The sequence below is a fragment of the Streptomyces sp. NPDC025784 genome (assembly GCF_055558435.1).
Genome location: NZ_JBVHMN010000023.1, coordinates 100,821 through 114,995, shown reverse-complemented (window position 1 = coordinate 114,995; position 14,175 = coordinate 100,821). Strand labels below are relative to the sequence as shown.

The 14,175-nt window shown below is 71.8% G+C and carries 12 protein-coding genes; 8 read left to right on the top strand and 4 right to left on the bottom strand.

Features of this window, described 5'->3' with window-relative positions; genetic code table 11:
- The first annotated feature begins 119 nt into the window (after nt 1-119).
- The 4 genes from scy to ACZ4IF_RS37720 all read left to right on the top strand — a co-directional run bounded on the left by scy (nt 120) and on the right by ACZ4IF_RS37720 (nt 6,944).
- Nucleotides 120-3,968, top strand: coding sequence for a polarized growth protein Scy (gene scy / locus ACZ4IF_RS37735; RefSeq protein WP_467571566.1), 3,849 nt, complete (start codon nt 120-122; stop codon nt 3,966-3,968).
- A gap of 183 nt (nt 3,969-4,151) precedes the next feature.
- Nucleotides 4,152-5,087, top strand: coding sequence for a coiled-coil domain-containing protein (locus tag ACZ4IF_RS37730; RefSeq protein WP_028804254.1), 936 nt, complete (start codon nt 4,152-4,154; stop codon nt 5,085-5,087).
- A gap of 115 nt (nt 5,088-5,202) precedes the next feature.
- Entirely contained in the window at nt 5,203-6,171 is a 969-nt protein-coding gene (locus tag ACZ4IF_RS37725; RefSeq protein ID WP_467571561.1) for an ABC transporter ATP-binding protein, read from the top strand.
- 2 nt (nt 6,172-6,173) lie between these two features.
- A complete protein-coding gene (locus ACZ4IF_RS37720) occupies nt 6,174-6,944 on the top strand; it encodes an ABC transporter permease (protein WP_467571558.1) in 771 nt (256 codons plus the stop codon).
- 70 nt (nt 6,945-7,014) lie between these two features.
- Here the strand turns inward: ACZ4IF_RS37720 and ACZ4IF_RS37715 are convergent, their stop codons facing one another.
- Nucleotides 7,015-7,887, bottom strand: a complete 873-nt coding sequence (locus ACZ4IF_RS37715) for a hypothetical protein (RefSeq protein WP_467571556.1) — start codon at nt 7,885-7,887, stop codon at nt 7,015-7,017.
- 271 nt (nt 7,888-8,158) lie between these two features.
- Here ACZ4IF_RS37715 and ACZ4IF_RS37710 point away from each other — a divergent pair, with 271 nt between their 5' ends.
- The 3 genes from ACZ4IF_RS37710 to ACZ4IF_RS37700 all read left to right on the top strand — a co-directional run bounded on the left by ACZ4IF_RS37710 (nt 8,159) and on the right by ACZ4IF_RS37700 (nt 11,409).
- Entirely contained in the window at nt 8,159-9,040 is an 882-nt protein-coding gene (locus ACZ4IF_RS37710; RefSeq protein WP_467571554.1) for a hypothetical protein, read from the top strand.
- A 258-nt stretch (nt 9,041-9,298) separates the two neighbouring features.
- Nucleotides 9,299-10,567 carry an ABC transporter ATP-binding protein gene (locus ACZ4IF_RS37705; RefSeq protein ID WP_467571551.1) on the top strand — a complete coding sequence of 423 codons (1,269 nt, stop codon included), beginning with the start codon at nt 9,299-9,301 and terminating at the stop codon, nt 10,565-10,567.
- Complete coding sequence (locus ACZ4IF_RS37700) at nt 10,564-11,409, top strand: ABC transporter permease (RefSeq protein WP_095936698.1); 846 nt, start codon at nt 10,564-10,566, stop codon at nt 11,407-11,409. Before ACZ4IF_RS37705 ends, ACZ4IF_RS37700 begins: the two co-directional genes overlap by 4 nt.
- An 83-nt stretch (nt 11,410-11,492) precedes the next feature.
- Here ACZ4IF_RS37700 and ACZ4IF_RS37695 read toward each other — a convergent pair whose 3' ends face one another.
- Both ACZ4IF_RS37695 and ACZ4IF_RS37690 read right to left on the bottom strand, forming a co-directional pair.
- Nucleotides 11,493-11,861 (bottom strand): hypothetical protein, encoded by a 369-nt coding sequence (locus ACZ4IF_RS37695; protein WP_467571548.1) that lies wholly within the window; start codon nt 11,859-11,861, stop codon nt 11,493-11,495.
- 121 nt (nt 11,862-11,982) lie between these two features.
- Nucleotides 11,983-12,321: an ATP/GTP-binding protein gene (locus tag ACZ4IF_RS37690; protein ID WP_359501628.1), complete on the bottom strand. Its 339-nt coding sequence runs from the start codon at nt 12,319-12,321 to the stop codon at nt 11,983-11,985.
- Nucleotides 12,322-12,542: 221 nt separating this feature from the next.
- Here ACZ4IF_RS37690 and ACZ4IF_RS37685 point away from each other — a divergent pair, with 221 nt between their 5' ends.
- On the top strand, nt 12,543-13,571 hold the full coding sequence (locus tag ACZ4IF_RS37685; RefSeq protein WP_467571545.1) for an LLM class flavin-dependent oxidoreductase: 1,029 nt from the start codon (nt 12,543-12,545) through the stop codon (nt 13,569-13,571).
- Nucleotides 13,572-13,673: 102 nt separating this feature from the next.
- Here the strand turns inward: ACZ4IF_RS37685 and ACZ4IF_RS37680 are convergent, their stop codons facing one another.
- Nucleotides 13,674-14,066: an SCO5389 family protein gene (locus ACZ4IF_RS37680; RefSeq protein WP_028804246.1), complete on the bottom strand. Its 393-nt coding sequence runs from the start codon at nt 14,064-14,066 to the stop codon at nt 13,674-13,676.
- Nucleotides 14,067-14,175 lie beyond the last annotated feature (109 nt).

Here is a 14,175-nt window from a genome sequence, read left to right as displayed (position 1 = left end):
TCGGGGCAGCAGCCCATGCTCCGCCGTTGATCTGACACCATTCCCCGGGGGCCCCGTTCGGAGGATGGACGGAGCTCGTTCGGAAAGACTTGCGACCAGGGGACGGATGGGACCGCGCAGTGCGGGGCTACGAACGCCAGGAGCGAGAGCCGGCGGCTGACGTCGACCACCTCTCTCGGTTCGAGGCCGAGATGGAGCGGCTGAAGACCGAGCGGGAGAAGGCGGTCCAGCACGCCGAGGACCTCGGCTATCAGGTCGAGGTGCTGCGCGCCAAGCTGCATGAGGCGCGGCGCAGTCTGGCGACCCGTCCTGCCTACGACGGCGCCGACATCGGCTATCAGGCCGAGCAGCTGCTCCGTAATGCGCAGGTCCAGGCCGACCAGCTGCGCTCGGACGCCGAGCGCGAACTCAGCCAGGCCCGCGCGCAGACCCAGCGCATCCTTCAGGAGCACGCCGAGCAGGCCGCCCGGCTCCAGGCCGAGCTGCACCAGGAGGCGGTCAGCCGTCGCCAGCAGCTCGACCAGGAGCTGGCCGAGCGCCGTCAGACCGTCGAGTCGCACGTCAACGAGAACGTGGCGTGGGCGGAGCAGCTGCGCGCCCGCAGCGAGTCGCAGGCCCGCCGTCTCCTCGACGAGTCGCGCGCCGAGGCGGAGCAGGCGCTGGCCACCGCCCGCGCCGAGGCCGAGCGGATCGCCGCCGAGGCCCGCCAGCGGCTCACCAACGACGCCGAGTCGGCCCGTGCGGAGGCCGAAGCGCTGCTGCGCCGGGCCCGCACCGACGCCGAGCGGCTGCTGAACGCCGCGTCCACGCAGGCCCAGGAGGCCACCGACCACGCCGAGCAGCTGCGCAGCTCCACGGCGACCGAGTCGGACACCGCCCGCCGCCAGGCCTCGGAGCTGAGCCGGGCCGCCGAGCAGCGCATGTCCGAGGCCGAGACGGCGCTGCGCGAGGCGCGCGCGGAGGCGGACAAGGTCGTCGCCGAGGCGAAGGAGGCCGCGACCAAGGCCCTGGCGAGCGCCGAGTCGACGAACGAGCAGCGCACGCGGACCGCGAAGGAGCAGGTCGCCCGCCTGGTCAGCGAGGCCACCAAGGAGGCCGAGAACACCAAGTCCGAGGCCGAGCAGCTCGTCGCCGACGCCCGTACCGAGGCCGAGAGCATCATCGCGACGGCCAGCGAGAAGGCCCGCAGCCTCACGGCGGAGGAGACCGCCTCCCAGCTCTCCAAGGCGGCCCGCACCGCCGAGGACGTGCTGAACAAGGCGTCCGAGGACGCCAAGAAGACGACGAAGGCCGCGTCCGACGAGGCCGAGCGGATCCGTTCCGAGGCGGAGGCCGAGGCCGACCGGCTGCGCGGCCAGGCGCACGACATCGCCGAGGAGCTCAAGGGCGCCGCCAAGGACGACACCAAGGAGTACCGCGCCAAGACCGTCGAGCTCCAGGAGGAGGCCCGTCGGCTGCGTGGCGAGGCCGAGCAGCTGCGTGCGGACGCGGTCGCCGAGGGTGAGCGCATCCGTGCGGAGGCCCGGCGCGAGGCCGTCCAGCAGATCGAGGAGGCGGCCAGGACCGCCGAGGAGCTGCTCTCCAAGGCGAAGGCGGACGCGGACGAGCTGCGGGCGACGGCCACGGCGGACAGCGAGAAGGTCCGCACCGAGGCCATCGAGCGCGCCACCACGCTGCGCCGGCAGGCCGAGGAGACTCTGGAGCGCACCCGGGCGGAGGCCGAGCGGCACCGCGCGGAGGTCGTCGAGCAGTCCGAGACGATCAAGGCGGAGGCCGAGCGGGCCGCCGAGGGGCTGCGCGAGGAGACCGAGCGGGCCATAGCGGCACGCCAGGCCGAGGCCGCCGAGGGGCTGACCCGGCAGCACACGGAGGCCGAGGAGCGACTCGCCGCCGCCGAGCAGGCGCTGACGGACGCGCGTGCGGAGGCCGAGCGGATCCGGCGCGAGGCCGCCGAGGAGGCGGACCGGCTGCGGTCGGAGGCCGCCGAGCGGATCCGTACGCTCCAGGCACAGGCCGAGACCGAGGCCGACCGGCTGCGCAACGAGGCGGCCGCGGACGCGTCCGCCTCCCGGGCCGAGGGCGAGGCCATCGCCGTACGGCTGCGGTCGGACGCCGCCGCGGAGGCCGAGCGGCTGAAGTCGGAGGCACAGGACACCGCGGACCGCGTACGGGCCGAGGCGCAGGCCGCGGCCGAGCGGCTGGCGACCGAGGGCGCCGAGACCCTGGCCGCCGCGCAGGAGGAGGCCGCCCGCCGGCGGCGCGAGGCGGAGGAACTCCTCGGCTCCGCGCGCCAGGAGGCCGACCAGGAGCGCGAGCGGGCCCGCGAGCAGAGCGAGGAACTCCTCGCGTCCGCCCGCAACCGTGTCGAGGAGGCCCAGGCCGAGGCGGTTCGCCTGGTCGAGGAGGCCGACCGACGCGCCACCGAGATGGTGTCGAACGCGGAGCAGACCGCCCAGCAGGTGCGCGACTCCGTGTCCGGGCTGCACGAGCAGGCCCAGGAGGAGATCACCGGGCTGCGGTCGGCGGCCGAGCACGCGGCGGACCGTACGCGCAGCGAGGCGCAGGAGGAGGCGGACCGGGTCCGCGCCGACGCCTACGCGGAGCGCGAGCGGGCCTCCGAGGACGCGGCGCGTCTGCGCCGTGAGGCGGCCGAGGAGACGGAGGCCGCCAAGTCGCTCGCCGAGCGCACGATGTCCGAGGCGGTCGCCGAGTCGGAGCGGCTGCGTTCGGAGGCCGCCGAGCACGCCCAGCGCGTACGCACCGAGGCGTCGGACACCATCGCGAACGCCGACCAGGACGCCTCGCGCACCCGTGCCGACGCCCGTGAGGACGCGAACCGGATCCGTTCGGACGCGGCCACGCAGGCCGACACCCTGATCACCGAGGCGGTGTCGGAGGCCGAGCGGCTGGCGACCGAGACAGCCGCCGAGGCCGAGCGGGTCCGCGCCGAGTCCGTGGCGAAGGCCGAGAAGCTCATCGCGGACGCGACGGGCGACGCGGAGCGGCTGCGCGCCGAGGCCGCCGAGACGGTCGGGTCCGCGCAGCAGCACGCGGAGCGGACCCGGGCCGAGGCGGAGCGCGTCAAGGCGCGGGCCGAGGAGGAGGCCGAGCGGCTCACCTCGTCGGCGCGCGAGGAGGCCGAGCGGACGCTCGACGAGGCGCGCCAGGACGCCAACAAGCGGCGCTCGGAGGCCGCCGAGCAGGTCGACACGCTCATCTCGGAGACGGCGTCCGAGGCGGACAAGCTGCTCGCCGAGGCTCAGCAGAGCGCGCAGAAGACCACGGCGGACGCCGAGTCGCAGGCCGACACGATGGTCGGCGTCGCGCGGGGCGAGGCGGAGCGCCTGGTCTCCGAGGCGACCGTCGAGGGCAACACCCTGGTGGAGCGGGCCCGCACGGACGCGGACGAGCTGCTGGTCGGTGCGCGCCGGGATGCGACGGCGATCCGGGAGCGCGCGGAGGAGCTGCGCGACCGGATCACCTCGGAGATCGAGGATCTGCACGAGCGGGCGCGCCGCGAGTCGGCCGAGGCGATGAAGACGGCCGGCGAGCGCTGCGACACGCTGGTGAAGGCCGCCGAGGACCAGCTCGCCGAGGCCGAGGCGAAGGCGAAGGACCTGGTCTCGGAGGCCAATTCCGAGGCGAGCAAGGTGCGCATCGCCGCCGTGAAGAAGGCGGAGGGTCTCCTCAAGGAGGCCGAGCAGAAGAAGAACTCGGTCGTGTCCGAGGCGGAGAAGATCAGGTCCGAGGCCATCCAGGAGGCCAAGGCGGCCGTCGAGGAGGGCAAGCGCGACCTGGAGGTCCTGGTGCGGCGCCGCGAGGACATCAACGCCGAGATCTCCCGCGTCCAGGACGTCCTGGAGGCGCTGGAGTCCTTCGAGGCGCCGTCCGGCGGCAAGGACAGTGGGGTCAAGGCGGGTGCCGCCGCCGGCGCAACCCGTTCGAGTGGCAAGACGTCAGAGGGCTAGCCAGAAGCACCGATTCCGTGCTTTGCCGGGACCTTTCATACAGGGCTCTGGCAAGCCCTCCGACAGCTAGCCACCCAAAAGGAGTGTCATTCTCCAGATCAAACACGTATCCGCTCGATGACACACCGCTTTGGCCCCTAGGATTCCCCTATCACCTCACCGGTCTCATTCGACAGGAACCCCATGAGCGACACTTCCCCCTACGGCTTCGAGCTTGTGCGGCGTGGGTACGACCGCGCGCAGGTGGACGAACGCATCTCGAAGCTCGTCTCCGACCGTGACAGCGCTCTGGCCCGCATCACTGCTCTGGAAAAGCGCATCGAGGAGCTCCACCTCGAAACGCAGAACGCCCAGGCCCAGGTCACCGACGCAGAGCCGTCGTACGCGGGTCTCGGCGCGCGGGTCGAGAAGATCCTCCGCCTCGCCGAGGAGGAGGCGAAGGACCTGCGCGAGGAGGCCCGTCGCGCTTCCGAGCAGCACCGCGAGCTCGCCGAGTCGGCGGCCCAGCAGGTGCGCAACGACGCAGAATCGTTCGCCGCGGACCGCAAGGCCAAGGCGGAGGACGAGGGCGTCCGGATCGTCGAGAAGGCCAAGAGCGACGCCTCCCAGCTGCGCTCCGACGCGCAGAAGGACGCGCAGTCCAAGCGTGAGGAGGCGGACGCCCTCTTCGAGGAGACCCGCGCCAAGGCCGCGCAGGCCGCCGCGGACTTCGAGACGAACCTCGCCAAGCGCCGCGAGCAGTCGGAGCGGGACCTGGCCTCGCGTCAGGCCAAGGCCGAGAAGCGTCTCGCGGAGATCGAGCACCGCGCCGAGCAGCTCCGCCTGGAGGCCGAGAAGCTGCGCACGGACGCCGAGCGCCGCGCCCGCCAGACGGTGGAGACGGCCCAGCGCCAGGCCGAGGACATCGTGGCCGACGCGAACGCCAAGGCCGACCGGATCCGTTCGGAGTCCGAGCGCGAGCTCGCGGCCCTCACCAACCGCCGCGACTCGATCAACGCCCAGCTCACGAACGTCCGCGAGATGCTCGCGACGCTCACGGGCGCCGCGGTGGCCGCTGCCGGCACGCCGGCCGAGGACGAGCCGATCTCCCGTGGTGTTCCGGCCCAGCAGTCCCGGTAACCGCAGGACCGGCTGACGACGCCGCAGGCCCGCGCTCTCTCCTCGGGAGTGCGGGCCTTCGTCGTGCCGGGATGCTCAAGTGGCAGGCCCCTGCGCCCCGTCTTAGCGTGGCCGCATGATCGAACTCGTGGGGCTGACCAAGCGGTACGGCGAGAAGGTGGCGGTCAACAACCTCACCTTCACCGTCAGACCGGGCATCGTGACGGGCTTCCTCGGCCCGAACGGCGCCGGCAAGTCCACCACGATGCGGATGGTGCTCGGGCTCGACCACCCCACCACGGGCGACGTACGGATCGACGGCAGCCACTACGACCATCTCAAGGACCCGCTCAAGTACATCGGCGCCCTGCTGGACGCGAAGGCCATGCACGGCGGGCGCAGCGCCTTCAACCACCTGCTGTGTCTGGCCCAGAGCAACGGCATCCCGAGGGCGCGGGTGCACGAGGTCCTCGACACGGTGGGGCTCACCGCGGTGGCGAGGAAGAAGGCGAAGGGCTTCTCGCTCGGCATGGGCCAGCGGCTCGGCATCGCGGGCGCGCTGCTCGGCGACCCGCGGATCCTGATGTTCGACGAACCGGTCAACGGCCTCGACCCCGAGGGCATCCACTGGATCCGCAACCTCATGAAGTCCCTCGCCGCCCAGGGGCGTACGGTCTTCGTCTCCTCGCACCTGATGAGCGAGATGGCGCTGACCGCCGACCACCTGGTCGTCATCGGCCAGGGCCGGCTGCTCGCCGACACGTCCATGGCGGACTTCATCCAGCAGAACTCGCGGTCCTACGTGCGGATCCGCTCCCCGCAGCGCGAGCGGCTGCTCGACGTGCTGCACGGCGCGGGCATCACCGTCGTCGAGTCGGGCACCGGCACGCTGGAGGTGGACGGCGGCAAGCCGGAGCACATCGGTGAGCTGGCCGCCCAGCACCAGATCGTGCTGCACGAGCTCAGTCCGCAGCAGGCCTCCTTGGAGGAGGCCTTCATGCGGCTGACCGCGGAGTCGGTGGAGTACCACGCGCACGCGGACACCCCGCACGCGCCGCCGGAGCCCCGCCGGGAGTGGGGCAGCGACTGGAAGAGGGGGGCCTGACCGTGGCCGCGTCCCAGGTCCTGCGGTCCGAGTGGACCAAGATCCGGTCGGTCTCGTCGACGGTGTGGACGCTGAGTCTCGCCGCGGTCGTCACGATCGCGCTGGGCATCCTGATCTCGCTGCTGTCGAAGAACGAGTTCGCCCGGATGAGCGTGAAGGACCGGCTGTCCTTCGACCCCACGTTCATCAGCTTCGCCGGCATGAGCCTCGGGCAGCTCGCGATGATCGTGTTCGGGGTGCTGGTGGTGAGCAACGAGTACAGCACCGGCATGATCCGTACCTCGCTCGCCGCCGTTCCGCAGCGCGGCATGTTCCTGTCCGGCAAGATCACGGTCGCCGCGGTGCTCGCCCTCGTGGTCGGCCTCGTCACCAGCTTCGTCGCCTTCTTCCTCGGTCAGGCCGCGCTCGGCCCGCACCGGGCGTCGATCGGCGACCCCGGTGTCCTGCGCGCGGTGATCGGCGGCGGGCTGTACATGACGCTGATCGCCGTGTTCTCGATGGGCGTCGCGACGATGCTGCGCAGTCCGATGCTCTCGCTGGGCATCCTGATGCCGTTCTTCTTCCTGATCTCCAACATCCTGGGAGCGGTCTCCGCGACCAAGAAGGTGGGCCGCTACCTGCCCGACCAGGCCGGCAGCAAGATCATGCAGGTGGTGACACCGCTCGGCGACGACACCCCGTACGGGCCCTGGGGCGGCTTCGGGATCATGGTGTTGTGGGTGATCGCGGCGCTGCTCGGGGGATACGCGCTGTTGAAGAGGCGGGACGCGTGACGCTCACCCGGCTGCGGGCCGCTCCGCCTCACGGCCCAACGGGTCCTCGCCGTCCGGGCGGTCCCGGCCCTCAGTCGTCAGGATCCTGGCCGTTCGGGCGGGGCGCCAGCAGGCCGTCGAAGTCGGTCCATCCCTCCCAGCGCCAGACGTCCTTGTCCAGTTCGGGCTCGAGGGGCACGAAGCGGCCGAGCTCGAAGTCGCCGGCCTCCAGGTCGAACCAGCGCTCGTCGGCGACCTCGGTGCCCAGGCCCACGGTCCGCGCGGTCAGCCGCACGAGCAGTTTCACACCGCGGGAGTCCGACAGGTCCTTGCCCTGGATGTGCCGGAACGGCAGCTCGGACACCGGCGCCTGGACGGGTATCCACACGGTGAACGGCGCCCCGCGCTCGACCGCCAGCCAGTAGCGCTCGTCGGCCGGCTCGCCCTGCGCGTCCAGCACCTTCAGCCACTGTTTGTAGATCACGAGGCTGCCGTCGTGCGGGGACTCCTCCAGGTAGCGCAGGTGCGCCCGGGCCCGCAGGTCCACGACCGAGAGGTTGTCGAAGCGGTTGTAGAAGCGGACGGCGATGATCGCGTCGTCGCTGTGGGCGTGCCGCCGCGAGTAGCCGGGGAAGTCCGCGGTCCAGGCGTGCGAGATGCTGGCCCGCTGCCGCCAGACGAAGGGCCGCAGCGCGAACAGCTTGATCAGGACGATGCCGAGGAGGGCCGCGGGCGCCAGCGCGCCGGTGACGGAGGCGACCGTGGCGAGCAGCTGGTGCGCGGTGCTGTCCGGTTCGGGGTTGAGGTTGTCGGTGCCGACGCTGGCGCGCAGCACGGACAGGCTGAGGTCGAACAGCCGCTCGCCGTCCGAGAAGCGCCGCGCCATGGACCGCGCCGAGTGCTCGGTCAGGGTCCAGCCGACCGCGATGAGCACGGAGAGCCCGGCCAGCGCGCCGAGCGTCATCAGTAGCAGGGCGTGGACCGTGCGGCCGGCGATCCACCAGCGAACGGACGTACGGAACCGCGGATGCGCCCGGCTTCGCCCCGAGCGCCTCTGTAAGCTCAACTCGCATCCCCCGTAACCGACTTGGTCCCACTCGTACAATGGGACGGCATCATTCCCGGTGTCCGTTCCGGCCAACCCCGTCCACGTGGGGAGACGAGCCGCCGCCCCGGGTACATCCCGCGTGGAAGGCTGTGCCCGTATCGCGCGACCACCCCGGAAGGGCGTCACCGTGACGACGAAGGACCGAAGCCTCGAAGCGCTGGGCCTGGACGACGTGCCCGCGAAGAAGCCGCTGACCTATCCCGGCCGCCCCACGACGGAGCCGTCCCTGCTGACCGGCGGGGAGCTGCTCCAGCTCGACGTACGGCCGCTGCGCCTGGGCGAGTGGTACGTGGAGGAGCGGCAGGAGCAGCAGCGGCTCGACGAGGCGCTCGCCGACCTCGGCCAGGTGGTCACGGGGCGCCGCCACCCGGTCATCGCCGTCGGCTCCAACGCCTCCCCCGGCCAGGTCGCCCACAAGCTGACCCGGCTCGGGATCCCCGCGACGGTACCGATGGTCCCGGTGCGGGTGCACGGCATCGCGGTGGGCTGCTCGGGGCACATCAGTCCGGCGGGCTATGTGGCGGGGACGCCCTACGTGGACCGGGACGCCTCGGCCACGCTGGTGGTGACCTGGCTGGATTCGACGCAGCTGAAGGCGGTCGACGACACCGAGTTCCCCGACTACCGGCGGGCGATACTCCCGGGCGACGCGTTCGCGATGACGATGCCGTCCGGGGAGCGCCTCGGCGGCGCGTACATCTACTTCAGCGCGCACGGTGTGCTCGCCGACCCGGCCACCGGACACCCGCGTGCGGGCGGCGGCGACCAGGCCGAGCTGCTCGCCCACCTGCTCGCCGACTCGGCGCGGCTGCGCGAGCTGCTCGGGCCCGACCCGGCCACCTGGGTGCGGCGCGCCGGAGCCGACCGGTCGCTGCGGGAGCAGGGCACGCTGGTCTTCGGCGAGGAGGGCTGGGTCCTGCCGCAGACCGACTTCCTGCCCTACGTCGACGAGTCGGCGGACCTGCGGCTGTACGACGACCTGCCGCCGTTGGGCGACTCGCTGCCGTAGCGCACACCGGGCGGGGCACCGGGGGCCGGGTTCCGGCCGTGTCTCCGGGCCCTTCGGGACGTTGCCGGAACACGGCGGTTCCTGCCCCTCGGGATTCCGTTTCGCCCCTGGCCTGCGAAGACGCGTACCTGACAACGTGAGCGTGTGACCTGCGCAGTTTTACTTTCCCTTGAGTGGAACCGTCAGCGCCCCGATATCCTCCTAACCCTTACGGGGGCGTGTGCCCCGACGTCCTGAACCTTTCGATGGGTGCGGAGCATGATCGAGGCAGTCGGCCTGACGAAGCGCTACGGCGCCAAGACGGCCGTGTACAACCTTTCCTTCCAGGTGCGGCCGGGCGCCGTCACCGGCTTCCTCGGGCCCAACGGCTCGGGCAAGTCGACCACCATGCGGATGATCCTCGGCCTGGACAACCCCACCTCGGGGCATGTGACCATCGGCGGCTTCCCCTACCGCAAGCTGCCGAACGCGCCCCGTCAGGTCGGCGCGCTGCTCGACGCCAAGGCCGTGCACGGTGGCCGCCACGCCCGTAACCACCTGCTGTGCCTGGCCCAGCTGTCCGGCATCCCCGCCCGCCGGGTGGACGAGGTGCTCGGTGTCGTCGGCCTCCAGGACGTCGCCAAGAAGCGCTCCAAGGGCTTCTCGCTCGGTATGGGGCAGCGGCTCGGCATCGCCGCCGCGCTCCTCGGCGACCCGCAGGTGCTGCTCTTCGACGAACCGGTCAACGGCCTCGACCCCGAGGGCATCCTCTGGGTCCGCAACCTGATGAAGTCCCTCGCGGCGGAGGGCCGGACGGTCTTCGTCTCCTCGCACCTGATGAGCGAGATGGCGCTGACCGCCGACCACCTGATCGTGATCGGCCGCGGCCAACTGCTCGCCGACATGAACATCAAGGACTTCATCTCCCACAACTCGGCCGACTTCGCCCGGGTCCGCACCCCGGACACCGAGCCCCAGCAGCGCGAGAAGCTCACCGCCGCGCTGACGGAGGCCGGCGGCCAGGTGCTGCCCGAGCAGGACGGCGCCCTGCGCGTCACCGGCCTGCCGCTGCCCCGCATCAGCGATCTCGCACACTCCGCCGACGTACGCCTGTGGGAGCTGTCGCCCCATCAGGCCTCGCTGGAGGAGGCGTACATGCGGATGACGCAGGGTGCCGTCGACTACCGCTCGACGATCGACCAGAAGGCCGGTCTCCAGCAGGAGCTGCCGCCGGGCGCCGTGCCCCAGCCGCAGATGCCGGTCGCCGGGCAGGGCCAGCCGGGCTGGTACGCCCCGCCGCCGCCCCAGCAGGGCGGGCAGCCGTTCTCGATGCCGCAGGGGCAGCCCGGCCCGTACGGCGCGCCCGCGGGCGGCGCTCCGGGCCCGTACGGCGCTCCGTCCGCACCCGCGGGCGCGGACGCCAACCCGTACGCCCGGTCCGCGCCCCAGGCGCCCGCACAGGCTCCCGCGCAACCGCCCGCCGCACCGGCTGTTCCCGCCGCTCCCGCCGCCGCACCCGACCTGACCAAGCCCGAGGACGCCCGATGAGCACGCCCCAGCCCCCGATGCCGCAGCAGGCGGCCGCTGCCCCCAACTGGCAGGCGGCGCCCGGCGCTTCGTACACCTCGCCGATCCCGGTCACCCGCACCCACATCGGTCACGCGCTCACCTCCGAGTGGACGAAGATCAAGTCGGTGCGCTCCACGATGTGGACGCTCGGTATCTTCCTGCTTCTCGTGATCGGCATCGGCTTCCTGGTCGCCGCGCAGACCACGAACGAGGACTTCAGCGACGTCCCGTACACCATCCCGGCCTTCTTCGGCCTGATGCTCGGGCAGATCTGCCTGATCACCCTGGGCGTCCTGGTGGTCTCGTCCGAGTACGGCACGGGCATGATCCGTACGACCTTCACGGCCTCCCCGCAGCGTCACCGGGTGCTCGCCGCGAAGCTGATCATCTTCTTCGCGGTGGCGTTCGTCGTGTCGGCCTTCTCCATCGCGCTCGTCGGCATGATGACCTCCGGGATGCACGGCGGCTCCTCGGACGTCAGCTGGGGCGGTTCGGTGATCATGGGTGCGCTGTACGTCTCGCTGCTCGGCGCCCTCGCGCTCGCCGTCGGCTCGATGCTGCGCCACTCGGCCGGAGCGATCACCACCATGCTCGGTGTGGTGCTCGTGCCCGCGATCATGCCCGCGTTCCTGATGATGTCCGACAGCATGCGCACCATCGGCGAGAAGATGCAGGAGTACAACGCGCCCAACGCCCTCGCCCGGATCTTCCAGCTGGACACCGAGAGCGGTCACGGCGGGGCGCAGCTCGGCCTGCTCGCCGGGGTCACGGCCGCGGCGATCATCGGCGCGTTCGTGCTGCTGGAGCGCCGGGACGTGTGAGTCCGCCCCCGAGGAGGGGCGCGCAAAGGCGGCGGGGCGAAGGTCGTGAAGACCTTCGCCCCGCCACCTTCGTTCTGTGCCCGTCACACCCCGCCGTCGGTGGCAGCGGCGTCCGCCTCGGCACCGCTGTCCGCGGGAGCCTGGTCGGTCGCGGTCTGGTCGGCCGCACCCTGGTCGGTGGCCGTCTGGTCAGTGGCACCCTGCTCGCTCGCGGTCTGATCGGTCGCGTCCTGCTGGGTGACGCCCTGCTCCTGACCCTGCTGACCGTCGGTGCCCTGCTCCGCCGGGTCCGTGCCCTGCTGGTCGTCGGTGCCCTGCTCCGCCGGGTCCGTGCCCTGCTGGTCGCCAGTCCCCTGCGCGTCACCGGTGCCCTGCGCCGGATCCGTGACGCTTCCGCGCCTCCGGAGCCCCGGTTTCTTCCGGCGAGGTCCGCACTTCAAGTAGGCCCGCATCCCGCGGCAGGGTCACGCTCCGAGGATTCGGGGCCTGACGGCACACGAGACCGCGGGTAACAGCCGCGTCGACGACCCGCACGAGCCACCGGCGCCTGCTCGGCCGGGCTCTCGGGCCCCTCTAGAACCTGGGCGCGTTACGGGACCGCTGCACCCGCGAGGTACGGCGGTCCTTCGCGTTCCAGCAGGCCTTGTGCCAGTGGCGCCGCTCGTCGACGCCCGAGTGCTCCGGCCACGCCACCACATGCGGTACGCCCGAGGGGATCATCTGGTCGCAGCCGGGGCAGCGGTACGTCTTGCCCTCGGCGCTCGCGCCCGCGACGTGGCGCACGCTCCACTCCTCGCCCTGCCAGCTCTCCGTGGACTGCCAGCCGCCGTAGCGGTCGGCCCGGTCGTCCTCTGCGGACGCGCTGCGGCCGGGGCTGCCGACGCCCTTCGAACGGTTGCGACGCGGGGACACGGAACACCTCACGGAGCTATACAGGGAGCAGCGGCCATGTCCAGCCTACGCGGCGCGCACAGGGGTACGCGTACTCCTCCAACCCGTACAGATCCCCCACCGGGTGGCCCATTTCGCAGACAATCCGCAAATCTCTCCGCCAGGCCGTGACTTCGGCACGTGTCACGCGGTTATGCCGGGTGGGGGAGCTCCGTGTCGGAGCCGAGGAAGCAGGAAGTGCCATGCACGTTGGAAGTTTTGTACTGGCAGCGCAGTTCCCGGGACAGGGCCACGGGGAGGCCCTGCACCGCGCGGTGCGGTCCGCCGAGCTCGCGGAGGAAGCGGGCCTCGACTCGGTCTGGCTGGCCGAACACCACTTCGTGCCGTACGGCACGTGCCCGTCGGCCGTCACGCTCGCCGCGTATCTGCTCGGCCGCACCAGCCGGATCCGCGTCGGCACGGCGGTCAGTGTGCTGCCCACCGCCCATCCCGTGGCACTCGGCGAACAGGCCGCGCTGCTGCACCTCACGTCCGGCGGACGGTTCTCGCTGGGCGTCGGACGCGGCGGCCCCTGGGTCGACCTGGAGGTCTTCGGCTCGGGTCTCGACGCGTACGAGAAGGGGTTCCCGGAATCACTCGATCTGCTGGTGCGCTGGCTGCGCGAGCCGGCCGTGGCGAGCGACTCCGGGCGCTTCCGGTTCCGTGAAGTCCCCGTGGTTCCACGGCCGTCGGAGGCGCTGAGCGGCACCCCCGGTCCCGAGGTGGTCGTCGCCTGCACCTCTCCGGCGAGCGTACGGCTCGCCGCGGAGCGCGGGCTGCCGATGCTCCTCGGCATGCATGTCGGGGACGAGGAGAAGGCCGAAATGGTGGCCCTGTGGCGGCAGTGCGCGCGTGTGGCGGGACGCCCGGCGGACGAGGTGTACGGGGCGGCCCACGTGTCCGCCGGGGTCTGCCAGATCGCGGACCGCCGCACGGACGCCGTCGAAACGCTCGTCAAGGCCATGCCGGGCTGGCTCAAGCACGGCCTGGAGGCCCATGTGACGGTCGACGGCCGCACCCGCTCCATGCGCGACCCCCTGGCGTACACCGAACTGCTCTGCGGCCTCCACCCGGTGGGGACTCCGCGCCTGTGCGCCGACCGGCTCGCGGCGACCTCGGAGCGCACCGGCATCACCCGCTTCGCCCTGCTGGTCGAAGGCTCGGGAGACCTGGCGGCGACCGAGGAGAACGTCCGCCGGCTCGGGGCCGAAGTACTGCCCCACCTCGGCTGACGTGACGCGGCCGGCCCCACGGGCCGGGTGTGCGGGGAGCTTGCCGCCCAGTACGAATGCACCTCCCGCGTACGGAGCGGCAAGCCATACGGCATCACCGTGTCAGCAGTCCCGGAACTCCGGGGACTGGTTCAGCACCTGACTGCGGACCGAGGTGAAGCGTGCCAGCGTGTCGTCCACCGAGGCGTCCAGCGGGAACACCGCCACCCGGTGGCAGTTCTGGAAGGCCAGCCGCACTCCGAAGTGCCGCTGCAACGCGCCGCGAATCGCGTCACTCGCGAGCGCACGCAGCAGCTGCCCACGTGCCTGCTCGTCCGGCGGGGGCGTCTGGTTGTCGGCGAAGTTGCCGCCGTCCACCTTCAGCTGGGCCACCAGGGAGCTGATCATCTCCCACGCGTAGGGCAGGGAGGTCCGGACGCAGTCGACGAATTCAGCTTCGTCGACCTCGCCTCGCTCGGCCTGTTCGAGTAGGGCCGGTGAGACGTCGAGCGACATGGGTTCTCCTCTCGCACCCCCAGACCTCGGGGGTTGCCGGACAGGGACAGGGAATTCGCGATGTCGAACACGGTGAGTACACACACCGCGACCTCCCGTTTATACGGTA

What these genes read in the sequence shown, in the direction of transcription:
- ACZ4IF_RS37730 (WP_028804254.1), top strand. Translation starts at nt 4,152, where the DNA reads ATGAGCGACACTTCCCCCTACGGCTTCGAGCTTGTGCGGCGTGGGTAC.
- ACZ4IF_RS37725 (WP_467571561.1), top strand. Translation starts at nt 5,203, where the DNA reads ATGATCGAACTCGTGGGGCTGACCAAGCGGTACGGCGAGAAGGTGGCG.
- ACZ4IF_RS37715 (WP_467571556.1), bottom strand. Translation starts at nt 7,887, where the DNA reads ATGACGCTCGGCGCGCTGGCCGGGCTCTCCGTGCTCATCGCGGTCGGC.
- ACZ4IF_RS37705 (WP_467571551.1), top strand. Translation starts at nt 9,299, where the DNA reads ATGATCGAGGCAGTCGGCCTGACGAAGCGCTACGGCGCCAAGACGGCC.
- ACZ4IF_RS37700 (WP_095936698.1), top strand. Translation starts at nt 10,564, where the DNA reads ATGAGCACGCCCCAGCCCCCGATGCCGCAGCAGGCGGCCGCTGCCCCC.
- ACZ4IF_RS37695 (WP_467571548.1), bottom strand. Translation starts at nt 11,861, where the DNA reads ATGCGGGCCTACTTGAAGTGCGGACCTCGCCGGAAGAAACCGGGGCTC.
- ACZ4IF_RS37685 (WP_467571545.1), top strand. Translation starts at nt 12,543, where the DNA reads ATGCACGTTGGAAGTTTTGTACTGGCAGCGCAGTTCCCGGGACAGGGC.
- ACZ4IF_RS37680 (WP_028804246.1), bottom strand. Translation starts at nt 14,066, where the DNA reads ATGTCGCTCGACGTCTCACCGGCCCTACTCGAACAGGCCGAGCGAGGC.